Origin of the sequence: Nocardioides ochotonae, from assembly GCF_011420305.2 — a bacterium.
In the GTDB taxonomy this organism is placed as follows: Bacteria; Actinomycetota; Actinomycetes; order Propionibacteriales; family Nocardioidaceae; genus Nocardioides; species Nocardioides ochotonae.
The window spans coordinates 1,746,500-1,767,297 of the sequence record NZ_CP061769.1 but is presented as its reverse complement, the minus strand read 5'-3'; the positions used below and the strand labels follow the sequence as shown (position 1 = coordinate 1,767,297).

The following is a 20,798-nucleotide window of genomic DNA, read 5'->3' as shown; positions in this document are numbered from 1 at the left end:
ACCGGGCGGACGTGCGTCTGCGGGTCAGGCCTCGATCTCGGGATCGAGGTTCTCGGAGCGGCCGCGCTCCTTCTTCTTCGCCACCGGGCCAGCCAGGTGGGCGGCGTCGCGCTCGGCGCGCTCGGCTGCCTCGACGTCGGCACGCTCGGAGGCCTTGGCCTCCTTGGCGGCCTGCATGTCGACCTTCGCGTCGGCCTTCTTCTTGTGCGGGCCCAGGACCATGATCATGTTGCGCCCGTCCTGCTTGGGCGAGGACTCCACGAAGCCCAGGTCGGCGACGTCCTCCGCCAGACGCTGGAGGAGACGGAAGCCCAGCTCGGGGCGGTGCTGCTCGCGACCACGGAACATGATCGTGATCTTGACCTTGTCGCCGGCCTTGAGGAAGCGGACCACGTGGCCCTTCTTCGTCTCATAGTCGTGCGCGTCGATCTTGGGACGAAGCTTCATCTCCTTGATGATCACGTTCGTCTGGTTGCGGCGCGCCTCACGAGCCTTCTGGGCGTTCTCGTACTTGAACTTCCCGTAGTCCATGAGCTTGCAGACCGGGGGGCGCGCAGTCGGAGCGACCTCGACCAGGTCGAGGTCGGCCTCCTGCGCGAGGCGCAGCGCGTCGGCCGTCGGCACGATGCCGACGGTCTCGCCATTGGGTCCAACGAGGCGGACCTCGGAAACCCGGATCCGGTCGTTGATACGAAGCTCGGTGCTGATGTGTCCTCCTGATGGGGCTGTGGCCGGACGTCCCTCGCCGTGTCCCGGCCACCAGGGCCACCACGACAAAAAGGCTTCCGCTGTCACAAGCGGAAGCCAGTCTCGACACGTCCCCACGAGGGGGTCGTACCACCAGGAGGGAGCTCTCACGTCACGCGCGGGGCTACCTTCTTGGGACCGGACCCGACGACCTGTGCTGCGTGTCCTCCGGAGAGGGCGGTCGATGCGGGTGGGAGACGAACGAGCCGACTCCGCTTGTCAGATCGGTTCCGTCGTGCGGGCACGGGGAACTGATCGGTCAACACCAGACTTTAGCGGAGGATTCCCCGCGAGCGCCAATCCGGCGGGGGCGCGTCGCGAGCGGTGTCCTCGCGGGTCCTCACGTGTCCTCGCTGGACTCCGCCTCGGGCTGCACGTCGGGCGCGGGCGCCAACCAGACCGGCTCCCCGTCGACCACGGCGGGGCGCCACCCGTGGGCCACGGCGCGCAGGTCGTTGCCCTCCACGACCAGGCGGGCCGGGCCGGCGATGTCGATGACCAGCGCCGAGGCCTCCTCCTGGATCGCCGACTGCGCGGCGGCCTGCGCGGTGACCGGCACCGGACGCGCCTCGGGGTTCCAGGTGCGCATCGGCTCGGTGCCGGTGAACGCCAGCAGCCCGCGCCGGCCGTCGGGGGTGGTCATCAGCACCGCCGCCATGTCGCTGCTCTTCTCACGCGCGAGACCGTCCTCGCCGACCTCCACCTCGCCGAGCACCGCGACCACCGGCACCAGGAGCCGGGTGCCGACCAGCGCTGCGAGCACGGCGGCCCGCCCGCCCGTGCCGGCGGCGTACGCCGTCAGCGCGGCGACCAGCGCCGGGTCCTGCTGACCGGTGTCGTCGGGGAACGCCGGACCGAGCAGCCGGCGCGGACCGTGATCGCCGTGGCCGCTGTGATCCTCGCGGGAGTTCTCGGACATGCCATCAGTCTCGCGCACCCGGTCCAGCGACGTCCCCCCGGGCATCACCCCGTGTGGGAGGCTGGAGGTGTGGACGACGTCACCTGGACAGCACTCACGCTCACGCTGACGCTGCTCGGCGGCATCTGGACCTGGTTCGCGTTCCGACGACGCGGTCTGGCGGCCGGCCTGCGGGGCGCGGGCATCACGCTGCTGCCGATCGCCGCCTACCTGACCGACACGCTGCGGATGTTCACGCGCATCGTCGACGCCGTCTCCGACTGGGCGGTGCGCCTGGTGTTCAGCCCCACCGTGTGGGCGGGCGTGATCCTGGCCGCGATCGGCATCGCGCTGATCGTGGTCGCCGGGCTCCTCGACGCCCGCAGCGACGCCCGTCCCGCGGCCGCTGCCGGTCGCCGCTCGGGTGCGCTGCCCGGCTCGACGAAGGCCGGCTCGACGAAGGCCGGCACCAAGGGTGGCGCTGCCGGCAGCACCGGTGACAAGGAGCTCGACGAGATCGAGGCGCTGCTGCGCAGGCGCGGAATCTCCTGATGCCCGCCGAGGTCACGCCGGGCGCCGGTGCGACTGACGGGGACGTCTACCGCGCCGCCGCGCGCAACCGTCTCTGGAGCCGCCTCGACGCCGCCGTGACGGCGTACGACGGCCCGCTGGCCACCCCGCTGGTGGTGGTCGACCTCGATGCCTTCGACGCCAACGCCGACGACCTGGCCCGGCGCGCGGCGGGGGTGCCGATCCGGGTGGCCTCGAAGTCCGTGCGCGTGCCCGCGCTGCTGGAGCGGGTGCTCGCCCGGCCGGGGTTCCGCGGCGTGCTCGCCTTCACCCTCGCCGAGGCGCTGTGGCTGGAGGACCGCGGCGTCACCGACGACCTCCTGGTGGCCTATCCGAGCGTCGACCGGGACGCGTTCGCCCGGCTGGTGGCCTCCCCGCGCGCCGCCGGGCGGATCACGGTGATGGTCGACTCCCTCGAGCACCTCGCCGTCATCGACTCGGTCCGCAGCTCCCACGCCGTACCCGTCCGGGTCGCGATCGACGTCGACGCGGGCCTGCGGGTCGGTCCCGCCCACGTCGGCCCGAAGCGCTCGCCGCTGCACCGCCCCGACCAGGTCCTCGACCTCGCACGGGCCGTGCAGGCCCGCGACGGCTTCCACCTGGTCGGCGTGATGACCTACGAGGGACAGGTCGCCGGCCTCCCCGACGCGGTGCCGACCCGACGCGCCCGCTCGCTGGTGGTCCGCGGCCTCAAGTCGGCCTCGACCTCCCAGCTCGCCGGGCGACGCCGCGCGATCGCCGAGGCGCTGGCCGAGCTCGGCGGGCTCGAGTTGTGGAACGCCGGCGGCTCCGGCTCGATCGAGGCCTCCGCCGAGGACCCGGTCGTCACCGAGGTCAGCGCCGGGTCCGGGCTGATGGTGCCGACCCTGTTCGACCACTACCGCTCGTTCTCACCGCGACCGGCCGCCTTCTACGGCCTCCCGGTGACCCGCCGGCCGGGGCACGGCATGGTCACCGTGCACGGCGGTGGGCTGGTCGCCTCCGGTCCCGCCGGCGCCGACCGGCTCCCGCTGCCCTGGGCACCTGCCGGGCTGCACCTGCTCCCCCTCGAGGGCGCCGGCGAGGTGCAGACCCCGCTGGCGGGGGCCGGCGCCGACCACCTCGCGATCGGCGACCTGGTCTGGTTCCGCCACGCCAAGTCCGGGGAGCTCTTCGAGCACACCACCAGCGCCCACCTGCTGCGCGGGGACCGGATCGTCGACCGGGTCACCACCTACCGTGGCCACGGCCTCGCCTTCTGACCCGGCTGCCGCCGTCGACCCGGCGCAGCAGGCCCGCGAGGTGCTCTCCCTGGCGCGCTCGCGGCCGGCGCGACTCGGCGCCGGTCGCCTGGTGTGCCTCGACGGGCCGGCCGGCTCGGGCAAGAGCACGCTGGGCGCCGCCGTGCTCGCGGCGGCGCCGGAGGCGACCCTCGTGCACACCGACGACCTGCTCGACGGCTGGGACGGCCTGCCGGCCCTGCCCGCGACCCTCGCCGCGCTCCTCGCGCCGCTGGCCCGCGGCGAGCACACCGCCTACCGCCGCTACGACTGGCACGCCGGGCGTTTCGGCGACCGCGTCGACCTCGCCCCGGGACCGCTGCTGGTGCTGGAGGGGGTCGGGTCCGGCACTCGTCTGCTGGACCCCGTGCGCAGCGTGCTGGTCTGGGTCGACGCGCCCGCCGCGCTGCGCCGGGAGCGGTGGCTGGCCCGCGACGGCGAGGCCTCCGAGCCGCACCGGGAGCGCTGGGTCCCTGCCGAGCAGCGGCTGTTCGAGGCCGAGCAGACCCGGAACCGGGCCGACCTGCTGCTCGACGGCTCCCGGCGTACGGTCACCTGAGGCGGATCGGCGCTCGCGGTCCTAGGGTGGGCGGGTGCTTCCTCCCAGTGGTGAACAGTTCGAGATCTCGGCCGGCGGCTACCACGCCGTGGTGACCGAGGGCGGGGCCGCGCTGCGCTCGCTCACCTACGGCGGGCGCGAGCTCGTCGACGGCTTCGGGGAGCACGAGATGGCCAGCGGCGGGCGGGGTCAGGTGCTCGTGCCGTGGCCGAACCGGCTCCGCGACGGGCGCTACCGCTTCCGTGGTCGTGAGCACCAGCTGCCGCTGACCGAGCCGAGCCGGCACAACGCCTCCCACGGCCTGGCGCGCTGGGCCCCGTGGACCCTGGAGGAGCACACCTCCCGGTCGGTCGCGCTGGTGCACCGGCTGATGGCCCAGAGCGGCTACCCGTGGACCGTCGACCTGCGCATCGTCTATGACCTCTCCGCCGATGGGCTCACGGTCACCCAGACCGCCACCAACCACTCCCCCGAGCCCGCGCCGTACGCCAGCGGGGCGCACCCCTACCTCCGGGTCGGCAGCGGCACCGTGGACCATCTGGAGCTCACCCTCCCGGCGGCGACGCGCGCGCTCACCGACGAGCGGCTGCTGCCCGCGGGCACCGAGCCCGTGGAGGGCACCGAGTACGACTTCCGGGTGACCCGGCCGCTGCGCGACCTCGCCCTCAACCACGCCTTCACCGACCTCCAGCGCGACGCGGAGGGCATCGCCACGACGGCGCTGCGCGACCCCGCCAGCGGCCTCGGCGTGGCCCTGTGGGTCGACGAGGGCCACCCGTGGCTCCAGCTCTACACCGCCGACGACGTCCCGGCCACGGCGCGCCGCTCGATCGCCGTGGAGCCGATGACCGCGCCCGCCGACGCCTTCAACAGCGGGATCGACCTCGTCGAGCTCGGCCCGGCGGGCAGCCCGGCCGACGAGCTCAGCGTCGCCTGGGGCATCCGGGCGCTCGACTGATCCGGTCGGCCAGGACTGGTCGGTCAGGACCGGCCGGTCAGGACTGGCTGGTCGGCCCGGAGTAGTGCTGGGCCAGCACGCGCAGCTCGCGCACGGCCTGGTGGGCGCGGGCGCCATCGGAGCCCTGGATGCCCATGGCCGGCACCGTGGTGCCGTCGCTGAGGTCGAGCGTGGCCCACGGCGCGCCCTGCGGCAGCCGCACCGCGATCACCTCGGCCCAGTCCACCTCGCGGCGCTTGTAGCCGTTGATGATCACCAGGCCCTCGCGGGTGCCGACGACCCGGGAGCGAACCAGGGCGTTCATCGCCACGGCCGCGAGCCCGGCGAGGAAGAGGATCGTGGAGATCTGGAAGACCGTGAACTTCGCCCGGGTCTCCGCGTCGAAGGTGAACCAGGTGACCACGCAGACGATCGCCAACGCGGACCCGAACAGGATGCCCGCGAGGCGGGGGCCCAACGGACGCCAGGTCCGCGGGAGCTCGGGGAGGCCGGTGGCCTCAGAGCCGGCAGGCATTGATCTCCGTCAGCAGGATCCCGCGGGCACCGATCTCCCAGAGCTGGTCCATCAGCCGCTGCGAGCCGGCGCGGGGCACCATGGCCCGCACGGCCACCCAGCCCTCGCGGTGCAGGGGCGAGACGGTCGGGCTCTCGATGCCGGGGGTCAGCGCCACCGCGGTCTGGACGCGCTCGCGGTCGATGTCGTAGTCCATCATCACGTAGCTGCGCGCCACGAGGACGCCGTCGATGCGGCGCTTGAAGGTCTCGTAGCCCGCCGGGACGTCCGCGCCGCGGGTGATGACCACGGCCTCGGACTCCAGGATCGTGTCGCCGAAGACCTCGAGCCCGGCCTGGCGCAGCGTGCTGCCGGTCTCCACCACGTCGGCGATCGCGTCGGCGACGCCGAGCTGGATGCTGGTCTCGACGGCGCCGTCGAGGCGCACCACGTCGGCCTTGATGCCGCGCTCGTCGAGGAACGCCCGCACGACCCCGTCGTACGACGTGGCGATGCGCTTGCCCTCGAGGTCGGCCACGGAGCCGAAGACGCCGCTCGGCCCGGCGAAGCGGAACCGGCTGCGCCCGAAGCCGAGCGGGAGCACCTCGTCGGCCTCCGCGCCGGAGTCCTGGAGCAGGTCACGGCCGGTGATGCCGACGTCGAGGGTGCCCTTGCCGACGTAGAGCGCGATGTCGCGGGGGCGCAGGTAGAAGAACTCCACGCCGTTCTCGGCGTCGGTGAGCGCCAGCTGCTTGGAGTCGACGCGCTGGCGATAGCCGGCCTCGCGCAGGATCTCCTGCGCGGACTGCGACAGCGAGCCCTTGTTGGGCACCGCGACGCGGAGCAGGGGTGGGGAGACGGGCTGTGACACGGGATGTCCTCTACAGGTGGGTGTAGACGTCGTCGAGCTCGAGGCCGGAGGCCAGCATGAGCACCTGGGCGTGGTAGAGCAGCTGGCTGATCTCCTCGGCCGCCCGCTCCTTGCCCTCGTGCTCGGCGGCCATCCAGGACTCGGCCGCCTCCTCCACCAGCTTCTTGCCGATCGCATGGACCCCGGCGTCGAGCTGGGCCACGGTGCCGGATCCTGCAGGGCGGGTCCGAGCCTTCTCGGACAGCTCGGACCAGAGCTCGTCGAACGTCTTCACGGGCAACCAGACTAGGTGGTGCCCGCGCGGGGAGCACCAGCGGGATCCCGACCGGTCACCGCCCGCACCCGATGCCATGAATCAAACGGCTGCGGAGGAATCGACTGATACCTTCTCGACCATGAGCAACGGGGCGGCGCTCGCCGATGAACAGCGCCGTTTCGGCGTCGCCGTGGTCGTGGCGGTGCTGCTCGCGGCGACCTTCGGCGCCCTGCTCCTGCCCGGTCTGCCGGAGTCGGTCCGTACGGGCGCGAGCTCGGCCGGCCTGATCACCTCGGCCCTGGTGGGCACGGTCAGCTTCGTCCCCCGCATCCGGAGCACCCGCGGTCGTCGGCAGGGCTCCTGGCTGCTCATCGCCGCGGCCGGGCTCACCGCCGCCTTCGGCAACACCTGGGCCGCCTTCGTCGGCTCGACCTCGTTCGTCTCCGAGCGCACGGTGAGCGACCTGACGATCGCGACCGCCCTGGTGCTGTCGACCGCCGCGCTGCTGGGCTTCCCGACGCCGCGGCGCCGCGGCATCGACCGGTCCCTCCTGGTGCTGGACTGCATCGTGATCACCGGCGGCGTGCTCGTGATGGCGTCGGGCATGGTCTACGAGCGGATCCTCAGCGCCGGCGAGCCCGCCGGCCTGCCGACCCTGGTCATCCCGGCCCTGGACCTGCTGCTCGCGACCGTCGCGCTGCTGCTCTTCCTGCGCAGCAGCCCCGCGGACCGCCGCCAGTTCGGGCTCATCGCCGCCGGCTTCGTCATGTACACGATGTCGGACCTGGCCTTCGCCGTGCTCACCGTCGAGGGGACCTTCGCCTTCGGCACGCCGCTCGACCTCGGCTGGATCGCCGGATACCTGCTGATCGGGCTCGCCGCCTGGTACCCGCGCGTCGAGCGGGCCCCGGACCCCGGTGCCCTGGAGACCTCCGATGCCCGCGACGTGATCTTCGTGTACGCCGTGGTCCTGCTCGCCGGCGTGGTCCAGCTCGTCCAGCCCGTGGAGCACCGCTTCGGCCAGGCCCAAGGGATCTTGTGGTGCGTGCTCATGCTCGCCGTCGGCGCGCGCCAGGTGCTGCTGACCCTCGACAACACCCGGCTGCGCCGCGGTCTCGAGCGCCGGGTCCGCGAGCAGACCGCGGACCTGCGCCGGATGGCGCGGCAGAACCAGGTCCTGGTCTCCTCGGTCGGCGACGGGATCTACGGCGTCGACGAGCACGGCGCGCTCACCTTCCTCAACCCCTCGGGCGCCCGGGCACTGGGCTACCGACCCGACGACCTGCTCGGCCGTGACGCCCACCAGCTCTTCCACGCACCGGCCCTCGACGGCGCGGCGTACCCGTGGAGCGGCTGCTACGTCGCAGAGGCGATCAGCGAGGGCAAGGTGGCCGTGGCCGAGAACGACACCTACGTGCGCGCCGACGGCCACACCTTCCCCGTCGAGATCACCGCCAGTCCGCTGGTGGACCGCGACGACGACCGCGAGGGCGACGAGGTGGTCCGTGGCGCGGTGGTGGTCTTCCGTGACATGACGCAGCGCCGCGAGGTCGACCGGATGAAGAACGAGTTCGTCTCGGTGGTCAGCCACGAGCTGCGCACCCCGCTGACCTCGATCCGCGGCTCGCTCGGCCTGCTCGCGGGCGGCGCGCTCGGCCCCCTGGAGCCCGCGGCGCAGTCGATGGCGAACGTGGCGCTGGAGAGCACCGAGCGCCTCACCCGGCTGATCAACGACATCCTCGACCTCGAGCGCATCGAGTCCGAGAACGTGCCGCTCGACCTGTCGACCCACGACGCGCTCGACCTGATCACCGCCTCCGCCGTCGAGCTCGCGGCCATGGCCCAGGACGTGGGCGTGACCATCGAGATCGGCGAGGCCTCCGGACGGGTGGTCGCCGACCGCGACCGGGTCGCCCAGGCGCTGACGAACCTGATCGGCAACGCGGTCAAGTTCTCCGATCCCGGCAGTCGCGTCACCCTGTGCGCCGAGCCCTCGACCGACGAGGTCACCTTCCGCGTCGTCGACACCGGCCGCGGGATCCCCCCCGACCGCCTCGAGGCGGTCTTCGAGCGCTTCCAGCAGGTCGACTCCACCGACGCACGGGAGAAGGGCGGCACCGGGCTCGGGCTCACCATCAGCCGCGGCATCATCGAGCGTCACGGCGGGCGCATCTGGGCCGAGAGCGCGGTGGGCGCAGGCACCACCGTCTCCTTCACCCTGCCCACCCCGCACGTGAACCGCCCCGGACCGCGGACCCTGCCGACGATCTCCCTGCTCGGCGGCGACCCGGTGACGGTCGCCCGGCTCCGCGCGAGCCTCGAGGACGGCGGGCACGCCTGTGTCCTCGACGGAGGGGCCGGCGCCTCCACCGCGGCGCTCACGGTGCTCCTCGACCCGGTCGACGACTCCGACCCGGTACGCCTGCCCGAGGCCATCGGGACCGCCGTGTCCCGCGCGGGCGGCGCCCACCCGCTCGACGCCGGCCTGGTGGCCCTGGACGACGCCGCCACCCCGGACCCCCGCACGGGGCCCGTCCTGGCCTACCGCCGCGTCGGCACCAGCTCACCCGTGCACGAGCTCCTCGGCACGATCCAGGCCCTCGCGGCCGCAACCCGACACACGAACGGAGAGCCCTCTTGAGCACCACCCCTCCACCGGCGGCCTACCTTCCGAGCACCGGCGGCGTGGACATCACGTTGCGCAAGGCGGTCGGCCTCGGCCGCACCCGCCTGGCGGCGTTCGACCACGCTCTGCTCGGTGCCGGCATCGCCGACCGCAACCTGATCGTCCTGTCCTCGGTGATCCCGCCCGGCAGCCAGATCCGCCTGGTCGAGGACGTCGAGGCGGAGCCGATCGGCGGCGGCCACGGCGACCGGCTGTTCTGCGTGCTCGCCGCGGCGTACGCCGAGGCGCCGGGCCAGGAGGCCTGGGCGGGCATCGGCTGGGTCGTCGACGACGCGACCGGCGCCGGCCTGTTCGTCGAGCACGTCGCCACCTCCGAGGCCGAGCTGGAGCACCTGATCCACGCCACCCTCGGCGACATGGTGGTCAACCGCGGCGGCGGCTACGGCCCCGTGCAGACGCTGACCACCTCGGCCACCTTCGTGGACCGTCCCACCGCCGCGCTCACGGTGGCGGCGTACACCACCATCCCCTGGAGCACCGATGTCCGCTGAGTCCCTGCGCGTGATCGTCGCGACCGACGTCGACGAGGAGACCTCGGCGAACTACTTCAAGCTCTACCGGGAGACCTTCGGTGAGCTGGAGACCCGCGCCGCAGCCCGCCAGGTGCTCCACGAGGATGAGTTCCTCGAGGAGATGCACGACCCGCGGGTGATGAAGTACCTCGCCCTCGACGCCGACGACGAGGTGATCGGGATGACCACCCTGACCCGCGACCTCGCCACGGTGCCGTGGATCAGCCCGGCGTACTTCGCCCACCACTACCCCGAGCAGACCGAGCGCAACGCGGTCTACTACCTCGGTTTCACGCTGGTGCGTCACGCGCGCCGCCAGCAGCACGTCTTTGCCTCGATGATCGCGGTGATGACCGAGCTGATCATCTCCGAGCGGGCCGTCTGCGCGTGGGACATGTGCCACTACAACGACGAGGTCCTCGGCCTCGGGCCGGCGATCTCGCAGATGCTGGCCAGCCGCACGGAGCTCGACGTCCACCCGATCGATCGGCAGACCTACTTCGCCGCGGTCTGCACCGGTGGCGGAAGCGCCGGCCCGAACCTCCTGGGCTGACCTGCCCGCACCTCGTGGCCCGGCGCGCTGGCTAGAATGTCGCAGCCGGATGCGCCGGCGCCACAAGGAGGAAACGGCCATCAACACGCGTGGTGCGCCGCAGGGGATTCCCTGCGTGCTCGTCGTCGACGACGACGACTCGATCCGGGAGATCACCCGGATCGCCCTCGAGATGGTCGGCGGCTGGCGAGTGGTCGTCGCCACCGGCGGCTGCGAGGCCCTGAGCCTGGCGAAGGAGCACCCGGTCGACGCCGTGCTCCTCGACGTGATGATGCCGGAGATGGACGGCCCGACGACGTTCCGGCACCTGCGCGCGGAGCCCGAGACCGCCGATCTCCCGGTGGTGCTGCTCACCGCGAAGGTGCAGACCGGCGACCACCAGGTGTGGGACGGCATGGACGTCGCCGGCGTGATCTCGAAGCCCTTCGACCCGATGACCCTCGCCGGCGACGTCGCCGCGCTCCTGGGCTGGAGCGCTCAGGCGTCGTAGCCGCGCTTGACCCGCTTGAGGGTCTGCGCGGTGAGCAGCGCGGCCGCGGTGGCCTCGTAGCCCTTGTCCTCGCGCGAGCCGGCCAGCCCGGCGCGGTCCAGCGCCTGCAGGTCGTCGTCGCAGGTGAGCACGCCGAAGCCGATTGCGACCGTGTGGTCGAGCGCGACCCGGGTCAGCCCGTCGGTGGCCGCGCTGCAGACGTACTCGAAGTGCGGCGTGCCGCCGCGGATGACCACACCCAGCGCGATCACCGCGTCGTGCCCCTGGGCGGCGAGCGCCGAGGCCACGACGGGCAGCTCGAAGGTGCCCGGCACCCGAACCACCACGGGCGCCTCCACCTTGTAGTCGGCGAAGGCCCGCTCCGCGCCGGCGAGCAGGCCGTCCATGACCTGCTCGTGCCACGTGGCCGCGACCACCGCGACCCGCAGGTCGTGGCAGTCGACGGGGTGCTGGGTGGGTGCTCCGGCGCCGCTCATCGCGGTCCTCCGTTCAGGTCGGACGGTTCTTCGTGGGTCAGGACGGGCGCCCCGGCTGCGTCGGCGAGCCCGGCGACATCATGCCCGGCCAGGTCGGGCAGGACGTGACCCATCCGGTCCCGCTTGGCCAGCAGGTAGGCCAGGTTGTGGTCGTTGGGGTGCGGGGTGAGCGGTACCCGCTCCGCGACCGCGATCCCGTAGTCCTCCAGGTCACCGACCTTGCCGGGGTTGTTGGTGAGCAGCCGGACCGTCGAGACGCCGAGGTCCTTGAGGATCTGCGTGGCGGTGCCGTAGTGCCGCGCGTCGGCTGGCAGACCCAGGTCGAGGTTGGCGTCGACCGTGTCGCGGCCGCCGTCCTGGAGCTGGTAGGCCTGCAGCTTGGCGACCAGGCCGATCCCCCGGCCCTCGTGGCCGCGCAGGTAGACGATGATGCCGCGGCCCTCCGCGACGACGCGCTCCATGGCCTCGTCGAGCTGGGGCCCGCAGTCGCAGCGACGGCTGCCGAAGACGTCGCCGGTGAGGCACTCGGAGTGCACCCGGGTCAGCACGGGCTCGGTCCCGGAGACGTCGCCGTGCACCAGCGCGACGTGCTCGGAGCCGTCCACGGTGATCCGGTAGCCGTAGGCGGTGAAGTCGCCGTGGCGGGTGGGCAGCCGGGTCTCGGCGACCCGGTCGACGTGGTTCTCGTGGCGGCGGCGGTACTTCACCAGGTCCTCGATGGAGATCATCGCCAGCCCGTGCTCGTCGGCGAACTCGCGCAGCTCGGGGGCGCGCTTCATCGTGCCGTCGTCGTTGACGACCTCAACCAGCACCCCGGCGGGGGTCAGCCCGGCGAGCATCGCCAGGTCGACCGCGGCCTCGGTGTGGCCGCGGCGCACCAGCACGCCGCCGTCGCGGTAGCGCAGCGGGAACACGTGGCCGGGGCGGGTGAGCTCCCACGGCTCGGTCGCCGAGTCGGCCAGCACCCGGGCCGTGTGGGCGCGGTCGGCCGCGGAGATCCCGGTGCTGACGCCGTCGCGGGCGTCGACCGAGATCGTGTACGCCGTGCGCAGCTTGTCCTTGTTGTGCGGGGTCATCAGCGGGATCTCGAGACGGTCCAGCATCGCCCCCGGCATCGGCACGCAGATCACGCCGCTGGAGTGGCGGATCGTGAACGCCATCAGCTCCGGGGTGGCCTTGCTGGCCGCGAAGATGATGTCGCCCTCGTTCTCGCGGCCCTCGTCGTCGACGACCACCACCGCCTTGCCGGCGGCGATGTCGGCGACGGCCCGCTCGACGGGGTCGAGGCGGACTCCGCCGTGCTGCGGACGGTCGGACGGCATGCTCATGTGATGACTCCTTCGGGGACACGGTCGGCGAGGGGTGCGACCGGGGTGGTGCGAGAGCTGCGCTCGATGCGCCACCAGCTGATGAAGCCGGCGACGCAGAAGGCGCCGTAGAAGAGGTACATGCCGGCGGTCGGGTAGTAGCCGGCGCGGATCAGCGAGGTGACGCCGACGACGTCGACGGCGACCCAGAGCAGCCAGAACTCGACCCAGCCGCGGGCCATGCCCCAGGTCGCCAGCAGTGAGCCGGTGAGGATCCAGGCCTCGGTGGCCGGACCCCACGACCCGAGCTCGCGCAGCGCGACGTACGCCACGGCGTACCCGACGACGGCGGCGAGGAGCAGCTGGAGGCGCTCGGTGCGCCCCGCCCAGCGGGGTACGACGGCGACGCCGCCCGGGACCACGCCGCGGGTGCGGCGCCAGCACCACCAGCCGTAGAGCGACATCGCCGCGAACACCACCTGGCGACCGGCCTGGCCCCACAGCGGCTCCGCGACGGCGTTGCTGAGCGAGCCGCTGACGAAGACGGTGAACAGCAGGATGTTGCCGAGCAGGCCGACCGGCCAGGCCCAGACCAGGCGGCGCATGCCCAGCAGCGCGCTACCCAGGCCGAAGACGTTGCCGACGACCTCGGGGACGGAGAGGTAGCCGCCGCCGACCGCGATCTCACCGGTGAGCAGCCACTCGAGCATCAGGCCTCCCCGGGCAGGTGGGCGGCGAGCAGCTTCTCGACGTGCTTGGCGATGATGTCGACCTCGATGTTGACCGGGGCGCCGACCGGCTTGGCGCCCAGGACCGTGCGCGCGAGGGTCTCGGGGATCAGGCTGACCGTGAGCCGGTCCGCGCCGGCCTCGACGACGGTGAGGCTGACGCCGTCGATGGTGATCGAGCCCTTGTCCACGACGTAGCGGGTGAGCCCGGCCGGGACGGAGACCTCGACCAGCTCCCAGTGCTCGCTGGGGGTGCGGGAGAGGATCGTGCCCACGCCGTCGACGTGGCCCTGGACGATGTGGCCGCCCAGGCGCTTCTCGGCGGTGACCGCGCGCTCGAGGTTGACCCGGTCACCGGGCCCGATCCCCTCCAGCGAGGTCTTGTCGAGGGTCTCCTGCATGACGTCGGCGACCCAGGTGTCCGTGCCGCGCTCGGCGACGGTGAGGCAGCAGCCGTTGACGGCGATCGAGTCGCCGAGCCCGGTGCCCTCCAGCACGGTGGTGGCGCGGATCGTGAGCCTGATCGCGTCGCCCAGGTCCTCCACCCCCGCGACGGTGCCGAGCTCTTCGACGATTCCGGTGAACATCAGGACTCCTGTCCGGGGGTCGCGCAGCTCAGGGTGAGGCGCACGTTGGGCGGGTCGCCGGCCTCGGCGGGCAGCACCGTCACGTCGGTGACGGTGGGCCGCAGGGCGGCGGAGATGGTGGTGATGCCGAGGTCGGCGACCGCGCTGGTCCCGGCGCCGAGCAGCATCGGGGCGACGTAGGCGACGATCTCGTCGACCAGTCCGGCGCGCAGGAACGCCGCGGCGAGGGTGGGCCCGCCCTCGAGGAAGACGTGCTGACGGTCGCGTGCCGCGAGCGCGGCGAGGGCCACGTGCGGGTCGCGGGTGCGCAGGCGCACGGTCTCGGCCTCGTCGTTGAGGACCCGCCGCGCGGGATCGAGGTCGCGCTCCCCCATCACCGCGCGCAGCGGCTGGTGGGGCAGCGCCACGCCGTCGTCGTCGCGCACGGTGAGCAGCGGGTCGTCGACCGCGACCGTGCCGGTGCCGACCAGCATCGTGTCGCACAGCGCGCGCAGCCGGTGGGTGTCGCGGCGCGCGGCCACCGAGCTGACCCAGCGGCTGGTGCCGTCGACGGCGGCGCTGCGGCCGTCGAGGCTGGCGGCGAACTTCCAGGTCACGAACGGACGGCCGTGCTCCACCGAGAAGCTCCACCCCCGGTTGAGGGCGGCGGCCCGGTCGGCCAGCAGCCCGCCCTCGACCTCGACGCCGGCCACGCGCAGCGTCTGCGCCCCGCCCGCCGCGACCGGGTTGGGGTCGCGCTGGGCGAAGACCACGCGTCGTACGCCGGCCGCCAGCAGCGCCTGGGCGCACGGCCCGGTGCGCCCGGTGTGGTTGCAGGGCTCCAGGGTGACCACCGCCGTGGTGCCGCGGGCGGCTGCGCCGGCGCGGGTCAGCGCGTCCACCTCCGCGTGGGCGGTGCCGGCGCCGCGGTGGTACCCCTCGGCCACGACCGAGCCGTCTTCGGCCAGCAGGACGCAGCCGACGCGCGGGTTGGGTCCCAGCGGGACGCCCGGGGTCGTGGCCAGCTCGAGGGCGCGCAGCATCGCGTCGCGCTCGGCGGCGGAGAACGTCATCGGGTGGCCTGTCGTCCGGTCGCGGACTCCGGGGCCGGACAGGGTGCCCCGGGCTCGCCCACGAGGGGCGAGCGGGGTCACCTGCGTGCGTCTTCCCATCCGGACTTTAACCGTCGGTCCAGGAGTTACACCTGGTCAGCCGGTCACTGGATGTGACCGGGTCGCGGACTTTCACCGCCGGCTCGGAATTGCACCGACCCCAGAGCACGCGAGTTGTGAACTCGTCTGCCCAAAGTCTGCCACAGTCGTTCCGAGGCGCCACGCCGGTTCCGACAAGCGGGAACTCACCGCCGCCGGCGGGCGCCCGGCGGCCTCAGCCGCGGGCTGCCTCCGCCGCGGCACGCAGCTCGGAGACCATGCGGTCGGGGTCCTCGGCGGAGTACACGGCGGAGCCGGCCACGAACACGTCGGCCCCCGCCTCGGCGCAGCGCTCGATGGTCTCCAGCGAGACCCCGCCGTCGACCTGGAGCCAGGTCTCGACGCCGTGCTTGTCCATCAGCGCCCGGGCCCGGCGGATCTTCGGCAGGCACAGGTCGAGGAACTTCTGGCCGCCGAAGCCCGGCTCGACGGTCATGATCAGCAGCATGTCGAGCTCGGGCAGCAGGTCCTCGTAGGGCTCGATCGGGGTGGCCGGCTTGAGCGCCATGCTGGCGCGGCCGCCCGCCTTGCGGATCTCCCGAGCCAGTCGCACGGGCGCCTTCGCGGCCTCGACGTGGAAGGTGACCGAGGAGCAGCCCGCCTCGACGTAGGTGACCGCGTGGCGGTCGGGGTCCTCGATCATCAGGTGGGCGTCGAGCGGGATGTCGGTGCTCCGCGCGAGCGCCTCGACCATCGTGGGCCCGAACGTCAGGTTCGGCACGAAGTGGTTGTCCATGACGTCGACGTGCACCCAGTCGGCGCTGCCGATCCGTCCCACCTCCGCCCCCAGCTGTGCGAAGTCGGCGTTGAGGATGCTCGGCGTGATCTGGATGTGGCCCACGGGTCCGCAGTCTAGTGACCGGACCCGGTCTCCCCCGCCGCGGGCTCGACCCGGCGCGGCACCGCCAGCAGCGGTGCCAGCGCGTCGAGCAGTGCCCCGACGTAGCTCGGTGGGGTGCGCGGGTCGTCCGCGCTCTCCAGCTCGCCCACCTCGATGCCGACCAGCTCGGACTCGGCGAGCACGACTGCGGTGGCGTGGAGGTCGGCGAGGGTCATGCCGTCGGGAACGAGGTAGTCGGTGGGCACGGTACCGGCATCCAGGACGTCGCAGTCGATGTGGACGTAGACCGGGCGGCCGTCGACGAGGGCGCGGAGCTCCTCGGCCATGTTCGGTCCGACCTCGACGAGCGCGATGGTGCCGGCGTCGACGAGGGCTTGCTCGGCGGGATCGAGGTCCCGTGATCCCACCAGGACGGCGTTGTCGGTGCTCAGGCCGTCACCGAGGCCGGAGTCCCACATGCCCAGTGCGCCGCTGTACGCAAGACCGCCGAGGTATCCGGTGGTGGAGGTCTCCGGGGTGTTCAGGTCGGCGTGGGCGTCGAACCAGACCACCACGGCGTCGGGGCGGTGCCTGGCCACGACGGGGAGCGTCGCCAAAGCCACCGCACACCTGCTGGACGCGCTCACCGGCGTGCGGCCGGACCGGAGGACCTGGTCGAGGTGGTCAGCCATCTGGTGAAGGGTGGGAAACGCTGCGTCGAGCTCCTCGCGCCATCCGACGGACAGGCACGGCTCCGGTGAGCCGACGGCCGTGGCCTCGACGCCCAGCAGTGCCGCGAGTCCCTCCGCGAGCTCCCGGGAGCCGACCATCGCCAGGTCGTTGTGGTCGCCGGCGCGGCCCGCGAAATGGGTCAGCGCAAGGCCTGCGGGCACTGCGCCAGCACCCGGTCCAGCGGACGGGGTCGGGGTCGAGGCGGGGTATGCGGTCGACATCAGGCGTCTCCTCCAGTCGAGCGGTGACGATCTTCGCGACAGACGCTAGGAGGCGGCGAGGTGGTGCCGCAATCGCCAACATGTGGGCAATCTGCGCACCGCTACGACGATCTGCTTGGCATGACTAGGCTGCCTGCATGTTGGACGACCTGGACCATCGGCTCATCGCCCTCCTCCGTGCGAACAGTCGCACGCCCGTTGCCGCCCTGTCCCGCGAGCTCGGCGTGAACCGGTCCACCGTGACGTCTCGCATCGATCGGCTCGTGGACAGTGGCGTCATCGAGGGCTTCACCCTCAGGGTCGGCAACGACGTGGACCGCGACGCGATCCGCGGAGTCACCACCGTCGTGACCACACCCAATGAGGGACAAGACGTGGTCCGCGAGATCCGCGGCTACCCCGAGGTCGAGCACCTGCACTCCACCACCGGCGCCTGGGACCTCGTGGTGCAGCTGCGATGCCGCAGCCTGTCGGAGTTCGACCTCGTCCTGGAACGGATCAGGGCGCTGCCCGGCGTCCGCGACACCCAGACGAGCCTGCTGTTCAACTCGCTGACGAGGTAGACGACCTCGAGCCGCCCCACGAGGTCTGCCGGGTCAGGTGCCCCGTCGGTCGGCCCTGTGCAGGGCCAGGCAGCAGCCTGGCCCCGCCGACGTGGGCCGACGGGATCCGGAGCGGGTCAACCTACTCGTCCGGCGGGTGCGCGGTGACGAGGCGGGTGGTGCCCTGGTCCTTGACGAGGTGCAATCCGTGGGGCGATCGCCAGAGGTAGGTCGCGGCGTCGGTCTTGTCGTAGGTCCAGCCCGCATGGGTCTTCGCTCGATGATGTCGCCGGCACAGCGGGGCGAGGTTGCAACCGCACGTCGGGCCACCGTCACCGTGGGCGGTGACGTGGTCGGTGTCGCAGCGTCGGGCGGGGCGTTCGCACCACGGGAACGCGCACACCGGCTGGGCCAGACGGGTCTGCTCGGCGAGCCGGTCAGGGATCGCGTAGGCGTCGGTGTGGTGGTGGGCCTCGAGGTCGATCACCGGCTTGATCGTCACCTGTGCGTCAGTGCCGCACCATTCGCGGACCTGGTCGGTCGAGACGATGGACCGGGTCTCCTCGACGTGCGCGATGCCGGCCTCGTCGCGGGAGATCGCGGCGTGGGAGAGGTGGACGTGGATGACGACCTGCCGCGGCTTCACCACCGACGCGGCGCCGTCGCCGGCTTCGGTGCGCAGGTCGAAGGCGAGCTGGCGCCGGGCGAGCTCACCGGCGGCCATCGAGCGGCGTACGTCGAGGGACTCGGTGCTGCCGAGTGCGGAGAGCTCCTCAGCGCCGTGGCGGATCGCGGCGTCGAGGTCGATCGCGTCGGCCAGGTCGAGGACACCTTCGACGTGGACGATGCCGTCGTGACTGGCTTCGCGGGTGTGCACGTCGAAGCGGCGTCCGTCAGCGGCGGCGAGGCGGTCCTTCTCCGCGCCCTCCGGGTCGAACGCGACGCGGGCCTGGTCAACCAGCCGCTCGATCCCGGCCCAGCTGATCTTGCCCACGAAGCCGGCGAGCTGGCGGTCCACGAAGTCGGCGCCCTCCAGCGGCAGCGTCATGGTCAGCTGCGCGAGTCGCCGGGCCTTCCACAGCGGGACCTTGCCGGCCCGGACCAGCTTCCAGGTGAACTTCAACCGGTGCGCGAGCTCGAGCGCGTCCCCGACCAGCGCTCGGGCGGAGTCGGTCGACATGCCGAGCGCGGCGCCGAACTCGATCGGTGCGAACTCCGCCACCAGCGGGGCACCTTCGCCGGCCAGCGGGACGGCCAGCTCCCCGAACACCAGCCCGTTAGCTGAGCCGGCCCCGTTGGTCGAGCTTGTCGAAACCGACTCCTCCGGGTGCATCGACGCCCACACCAACGCGGCTTCTAAGACGTCGATCTCCGCCCGCTGGGCTGCGGCCCGGCGGCGCTGCGCGAACGCCAGCACGGCGGCTGGGGTGTCGCAGTCGGGGAGCTCGTGGTCGGCCATGCCTCATCCTACTCGAACGTGCGTTCGACGACAAGACCTTTATCGCCGTTGGTCTCGACAGGCTCGACCGACGGGGCCGCCGGGTCCCGGGCACCGCGGGTCCGACCGGTTCAGGCCTCCGCGCCGGCGTCCGGTTCCTCCACGGGGTCCTCGCCGTCGCGCTCGTCGCGGTCGGCCCACTCCAGCAGCGGCGCGGGGTCGAAGACGTGGTCGTCGATGTCCGCGTGCAGGTCGCCGAGCTCGGCGAAGCGCTGCGGCACCGTGAAGATCGTGAGGTCACGGGGGTCGACGTCAGGGACCTCGTCCCAGCGCAGCGGGGTGGAGACCCGGGCGTCGGGCACGCCGCGCACCGAGTACGCCGCGGCGATGGTGTGGTCGCGGGTGTTCTGGTTGTAGTCGACGAAGAGCTGGGCGGGATCGCGGTCCTTGGTCCACCACGCGGTGGTGACGTCCTCGGGCGCACGCCGCTCGACCTCGCGGGCGAACGCGCGGGCCGCGCGGCGCACGTCGGCGAACCCGTGCTCGGGCGGGATCCGCACGTAGACGTGCATCCCCTTGCTGCCGCTGGTCTTGGGGTAGCCGACCGCCCCGAGCTCGTCGAGGACCTCGTGAACCACACCGGCCACCCGGCGTACCGTCGCGAAGTCGCAGGCCGGACCGGGGTCGAGGTCGATGCGCCACTCGTCGGGCTTCTCGGTGTCGCCGCGGCGGCTGTTCCACGGGTGGAACTCCACCGTCGACATCTGCACCGCCCAGATCACGCTGGCCAGCTCGGTGACGCACAGCTCGTCGGCGGTGCGGTTCCACCGCGGGAAGTGCAGCTGCACGGTCTCCACCCACGGCGGCGCGCCGGCCGGGAGCCGCTTCTGGTGCACCTTCTCCCCCGCCAGCCCCTTCGGGAAGCGGTGCAGCATGCACGGCCGCTCCCACAGCGCGTTGACGATGCCCGGGCCGACCGCGAGGTAGTACTCGACCAGGTCGAGCTTGGTGGCACCGCTCTCGGGGAAGTACACCCGGTCGGGGTTGCTCACCCGAACGACGCGGTCGTCGACCTCGATCTCGACCGCGGGCGGCTTCGACGCTGGCATGGGGCCAACCTAGCCGGAGGCAGGCCCTACGGTGTCGACGTGGAATTCGACCAGCCGCCCGTCGTACGCGTCGACGTCGAGCCGGGTGAGGGCCTCGACGAGGAGAGCTGGCCGATGACGATCCCGGCCGTGGCCCAGCTGGCGCGCGAGGGGCTGGACCTGCCGCGCGGGGTGACGTTCCTGGTCGGCGAGAACGGCTCGGGCAAGTCGACGCTGGTCGAGGCGATCGCCGCGGCGTACGGCCTGAACCCGGAGGGCGGCTCCACCGGCGCCCGGCACCGCACCCGGGCCAGCGAGTCACCGCTGGGACAGCACCTGCGGCTACGCCGCGGGATCGGGGCGGGACGCTGGGGATACTTCCTGCGCGCCGAGACCATGCACGGCCTCTACTCCTACCTCGAGGACAACCCCACCGGCCTCGAGCAGCGCCCCTCCGGCCGCGAGGCCGCCCTGCACGAGATGAGCCACGGCGAGTCGTTCCTCGAGGTGCTGCGCACCCGCTTCGACTCCCCCGGCTTCTACTGCCTCGACGAGCCGGAGGCCGCGCTGTCCTTCTCCTCGACCCTGGGCCTGATCGACACCCTGCACCGCGTGGCCCAGGAGGGCGGGCAGGTGCTCTGCGCGACCCACTCGCCGGTGCTGGCGGCCCTGCCCGGCGCGACGGTCCTCGAGGTCGGCGAGTGGGGCTACCAACAGGTCCGCTGGGAGGACCTCGAGCTCGTCCAGCACTGGCGCGCCTACCTCGAGGCCCCGCAGCGCTACCTGCGCCACGTGCTGGACGACTGACCCCGAGCGG

The 20,798-nt window shown here is 72.6% G+C and carries 24 protein-coding genes and 1 riboswitch; of the genes, 10 read left to right on the top strand and 14 right to left on the bottom strand.

The features are described 5' to 3' along the window. Window positions 1–24: 24 nt before the first annotated feature. A complete protein-coding gene (gene infC, locus HBO46_RS08545; RefSeq protein WP_397187149.1) occupies window positions 25–795 on the bottom strand; it encodes a translation initiation factor IF-3 in 771 nt (256 codons plus the stop codon). Between the two features lie 292 nt (window positions 796–1,087). Beyond that, the gene (locus tag HBO46_RS08540) at window positions 1,088–1,666 is read right to left on the bottom strand and encodes an SseB family protein (protein ID WP_166139910.1); all 579 of its coding nucleotides are present in this window, start codon (window positions 1,664–1,666) and stop codon (window positions 1,088–1,090) included. A gap of 69 nt (window positions 1,667–1,735) precedes the next feature. Here HBO46_RS08540 and HBO46_RS08535 point away from each other — a divergent pair, with 69 nt between their 5' ends. Genes HBO46_RS08535 through HBO46_RS08520 form a run of 4 tightly spaced genes read left to right on the top strand, consistent with a single transcriptional unit; the run spans window position 1,736 to window position 4,991 of the window. Beyond that, a complete protein-coding gene (locus HBO46_RS08535; protein WP_166139909.1) occupies window positions 1,736–2,197 on the top strand; it encodes a cellulose synthase in 462 nt (153 codons plus the stop codon). After that, a complete protein-coding gene (locus tag HBO46_RS08530) occupies window positions 2,197–3,456 on the top strand; it encodes an amino acid deaminase/aldolase (RefSeq protein WP_166139908.1) in 1,260 nt (419 codons plus the stop codon). The genes HBO46_RS08535 and HBO46_RS08530 overlap by 1 nt, the downstream gene beginning before the upstream one ends. Next, on the top strand, window positions 3,434–4,033 hold the full coding sequence (locus HBO46_RS08525; protein WP_224769449.1) for a nucleoside/nucleotide kinase family protein: 600 nt from the start codon (window positions 3,434–3,436) through the stop codon (window positions 4,031–4,033). Before HBO46_RS08530 ends, HBO46_RS08525 begins: the two co-directional genes overlap by 23 nt. A 34-nt stretch (window positions 4,034–4,067) precedes the next feature. Next, a complete protein-coding gene (locus HBO46_RS08520) occupies window positions 4,068–4,991 on the top strand; it encodes an aldose 1-epimerase family protein (protein ID WP_166139907.1) in 924 nt (307 codons plus the stop codon). 37 nt (window positions 4,992–5,028) lie between these two features. Here HBO46_RS08520 and HBO46_RS08515 read toward each other — a convergent pair whose 3' ends face one another. From HBO46_RS08515 to HBO46_RS08505, 3 genes are read right to left on the bottom strand one after another with little or no spacing between them, the layout of a single operon-like run. Continuing rightward, window positions 5,029–5,505 (bottom strand): PH domain-containing protein, encoded by a 477-nt coding sequence (locus tag HBO46_RS08515; RefSeq protein WP_166139906.1) that lies wholly within the window; start codon window positions 5,503–5,505, stop codon window positions 5,029–5,031. Then, window positions 5,489–6,331: an ATP phosphoribosyltransferase gene (gene hisG / locus HBO46_RS08510; RefSeq protein ID WP_166139958.1), complete on the bottom strand. Its 843-nt coding sequence runs from the start codon at window positions 6,329–6,331 to the stop codon at window positions 5,489–5,491. Before hisG ends, HBO46_RS08515 begins: the two co-directional genes overlap by 17 nt. A 34-nt stretch (window positions 6,332–6,365) precedes the next feature. Further along, window positions 6,366–6,629 carry a phosphoribosyl-ATP diphosphatase gene (locus HBO46_RS08505; protein WP_153322989.1) on the bottom strand — a complete coding sequence of 88 codons (264 nt, stop codon included), beginning with the start codon at window positions 6,627–6,629 and terminating at the stop codon, window positions 6,366–6,368. Between the two features lie 121 nt (window positions 6,630–6,750). On the opposite strand from HBO46_RS08505, the gene HBO46_RS08500 reads away from it, so the two are divergent. The 4 genes from HBO46_RS08500 to HBO46_RS08485 all read left to right on the top strand — a co-directional run bounded on the left by HBO46_RS08500 (window position 6,751) and on the right by HBO46_RS08485 (window position 10,852). After that, entirely contained in the window at window positions 6,751–9,252 is a 2,502-nt protein-coding gene (locus HBO46_RS08500; protein ID WP_166139905.1) for a sensor histidine kinase, read from the top strand. Continuing rightward, a complete protein-coding gene (locus HBO46_RS08495) occupies window positions 9,249–9,788 on the top strand; it encodes a pyruvoyl-dependent arginine decarboxylase (protein ID WP_207950347.1) in 540 nt (179 codons plus the stop codon). The genes HBO46_RS08500 and HBO46_RS08495 overlap by 4 nt, the downstream gene beginning before the upstream one ends. Continuing rightward, window positions 9,778–10,362: a hypothetical protein gene (locus HBO46_RS08490; RefSeq protein ID WP_166139904.1), complete on the top strand. Its 585-nt coding sequence runs from the start codon at window positions 9,778–9,780 to the stop codon at window positions 10,360–10,362. The genes HBO46_RS08495 and HBO46_RS08490 overlap by 11 nt, the downstream gene beginning before the upstream one ends. Window positions 10,363–10,477: 115 nt before the next feature. Continuing rightward, window positions 10,478–10,852, top strand: a complete 375-nt coding sequence (locus HBO46_RS08485) for a response regulator (RefSeq protein ID WP_224769448.1) — start codon at window positions 10,478–10,480, stop codon at window positions 10,850–10,852. Here the strand turns inward: HBO46_RS08485 and ribH are convergent. The 7 genes from ribH to HBO46_RS08450 form a co-directional block, all read right to left on the bottom strand. After that, window positions 10,840–11,328, bottom strand: a complete 489-nt coding sequence (gene ribH / locus HBO46_RS08480; RefSeq protein ID WP_166139902.1) for a 6,7-dimethyl-8-ribityllumazine synthase — start codon at window positions 11,326–11,328, stop codon at window positions 10,840–10,842. The genes HBO46_RS08485 and ribH overlap by 13 nt on opposite strands. After that, entirely contained in the window at window positions 11,325–12,656 is a 1,332-nt protein-coding gene (locus tag HBO46_RS08475) for a bifunctional 3,4-dihydroxy-2-butanone-4-phosphate synthase/GTP cyclohydrolase II (protein WP_279536350.1), read from the bottom strand. Before HBO46_RS08475 ends, ribH begins: the two co-directional genes overlap by 4 nt. After that, a complete protein-coding gene (locus tag HBO46_RS08470) occupies window positions 12,653–13,345 on the bottom strand; it encodes a nicotinamide mononucleotide transporter family protein (RefSeq protein ID WP_166139901.1) in 693 nt (230 codons plus the stop codon). Before HBO46_RS08470 ends, HBO46_RS08475 begins: the two co-directional genes overlap by 4 nt. Beyond that, window positions 13,345–13,950 (bottom strand): riboflavin synthase, encoded by a 606-nt coding sequence (locus HBO46_RS08465; protein ID WP_166139900.1) that lies wholly within the window; start codon window positions 13,948–13,950, stop codon window positions 13,345–13,347. The genes HBO46_RS08470 and HBO46_RS08465 overlap by 1 nt, the downstream gene beginning before the upstream one ends. Next, window positions 13,950–15,002: a bifunctional diaminohydroxyphosphoribosylaminopyrimidine deaminase/5-amino-6-(5-phosphoribosylamino)uracil reductase RibD gene (gene ribD, locus HBO46_RS08460; RefSeq protein ID WP_224769447.1), complete on the bottom strand. Its 1,053-nt coding sequence runs from the start codon at window positions 15,000–15,002 to the stop codon at window positions 13,950–13,952. The genes HBO46_RS08465 and ribD overlap by 1 nt, the downstream gene beginning before the upstream one ends. Window positions 15,003–15,083: 81 nt before the next feature. After that, window positions 15,084–15,214, bottom strand: a riboswitch (FMN riboswitch). Window positions 15,215–15,315: 101 nt separating this feature from the next. Then, a complete protein-coding gene (gene rpe, locus HBO46_RS08455) occupies window positions 15,316–15,981 on the bottom strand; it encodes a ribulose-phosphate 3-epimerase (RefSeq protein ID WP_166139899.1) in 666 nt (221 codons plus the stop codon). Between the two features lie 11 nt (window positions 15,982–15,992). After that, window positions 15,993–16,913, bottom strand: a complete 921-nt coding sequence (locus HBO46_RS08450) for an arginase family protein (RefSeq protein ID WP_166139898.1) — start codon at window positions 16,911–16,913, stop codon at window positions 15,993–15,995. A gap of 137 nt (window positions 16,914–17,050) precedes the next feature. Here HBO46_RS08450 and HBO46_RS08445 point away from each other — a divergent pair, with 137 nt between their 5' ends. Continuing rightward, window positions 17,051–17,476: an Lrp/AsnC family transcriptional regulator gene (locus HBO46_RS08445; protein WP_166139897.1), complete on the top strand. Its 426-nt coding sequence runs from the start codon at window positions 17,051–17,053 to the stop codon at window positions 17,474–17,476. A gap of 121 nt (window positions 17,477–17,597) precedes the next feature. Here HBO46_RS08445 and HBO46_RS08440 read toward each other — a convergent pair whose 3' ends face one another. After that, the gene (locus HBO46_RS08440; RefSeq protein WP_166139896.1) at window positions 17,598–18,914 is read right to left on the bottom strand and encodes an HNH endonuclease signature motif containing protein; all 1,317 of its coding nucleotides are present in this window, start codon (window positions 18,912–18,914) and stop codon (window positions 17,598–17,600) included. 110 nt (window positions 18,915–19,024) lie between these two features. Then, a complete protein-coding gene (gene ligD, locus HBO46_RS08435; protein ID WP_166139895.1) occupies window positions 19,025–20,002 on the bottom strand; it encodes a non-homologous end-joining DNA ligase in 978 nt (325 codons plus the stop codon). A gap of 39 nt (window positions 20,003–20,041) precedes the next feature. Here ligD and HBO46_RS08430 point away from each other — a divergent pair, with 39 nt between their 5' ends. Continuing rightward, window positions 20,042–20,788: an AAA family ATPase gene (locus tag HBO46_RS08430; protein WP_224769446.1), complete on the top strand. Its 747-nt coding sequence runs from the start codon at window positions 20,042–20,044 to the stop codon at window positions 20,786–20,788. Window positions 20,789–20,798: the final 10 nt, after the last annotated feature.

What these genes read in the sequence shown, in the direction of transcription:
- HBO46_RS08530 (WP_166139908.1), top strand. Translation starts at nt 2,197, where the DNA reads ATGCCCGCCGAGGTCACGCCGGGCGCCGGTGCGACTGACGGGGACGTC.
- HBO46_RS08490 (WP_166139904.1), top strand. Translation starts at nt 9,778, where the DNA reads ATGTCCGCTGAGTCCCTGCGCGTGATCGTCGCGACCGACGTCGACGAG.
- HBO46_RS08540 (WP_166139910.1), bottom strand. Translation starts at nt 1,666, where the DNA reads ATGTCCGAGAACTCCCGCGAGGATCACAGCGGCCACGGCGATCACGGT.
- HBO46_RS08515 (WP_166139906.1), bottom strand. Translation starts at nt 5,505, where the DNA reads ATGCCTGCCGGCTCTGAGGCCACCGGCCTCCCCGAGCTCCCGCGGACC.
- HBO46_RS08445 (WP_166139897.1), top strand. Translation starts at nt 17,051, where the DNA reads ATGTTGGACGACCTGGACCATCGGCTCATCGCCCTCCTCCGTGCGAAC.
- HBO46_RS08450 (WP_166139898.1), bottom strand. Translation starts at nt 16,913, where the DNA reads ATGTCGACCGCATACCCCGCCTCGACCCCGACCCCGTCCGCTGGACCG.
- HBO46_RS08465 (WP_166139900.1), bottom strand. Translation starts at nt 13,950, where the DNA reads ATGTTCACCGGAATCGTCGAAGAGCTCGGCACCGTCGCGGGGGTGGAG.
- ribH (WP_166139902.1), bottom strand. Translation starts at nt 11,328, where the DNA reads ATGAGCGGCGCCGGAGCACCCACCCAGCACCCCGTCGACTGCCACGAC.
- HBO46_RS08440 (WP_166139896.1), bottom strand. Translation starts at nt 18,914, where the DNA reads ATGGCCGACCACGAGCTCCCCGACTGCGACACCCCAGCCGCCGTGCTG.
- ligD (WP_166139895.1), bottom strand. Translation starts at nt 20,002, where the DNA reads ATGCCAGCGTCGAAGCCGCCCGCGGTCGAGATCGAGGTCGACGACCGC.
- HBO46_RS08475 (WP_279536350.1), bottom strand. Translation starts at nt 12,656, where the DNA reads ATGAGCATGCCGTCCGACCGTCCGCAGCACGGCGGAGTCCGCCTCGAC.
- HBO46_RS08500 (WP_166139905.1), top strand. Translation starts at nt 6,751, where the DNA reads ATGAGCAACGGGGCGGCGCTCGCCGATGAACAGCGCCGTTTCGGCGTC.
- HBO46_RS08470 (WP_166139901.1), bottom strand. Translation starts at nt 13,345, where the DNA reads ATGCTCGAGTGGCTGCTCACCGGTGAGATCGCGGTCGGCGGCGGCTAC.
- ribD (WP_224769447.1), bottom strand. Translation starts at nt 15,002, where the DNA reads ATGACGTTCTCCGCCGCCGAGCGCGACGCGATGCTGCGCGCCCTCGAG.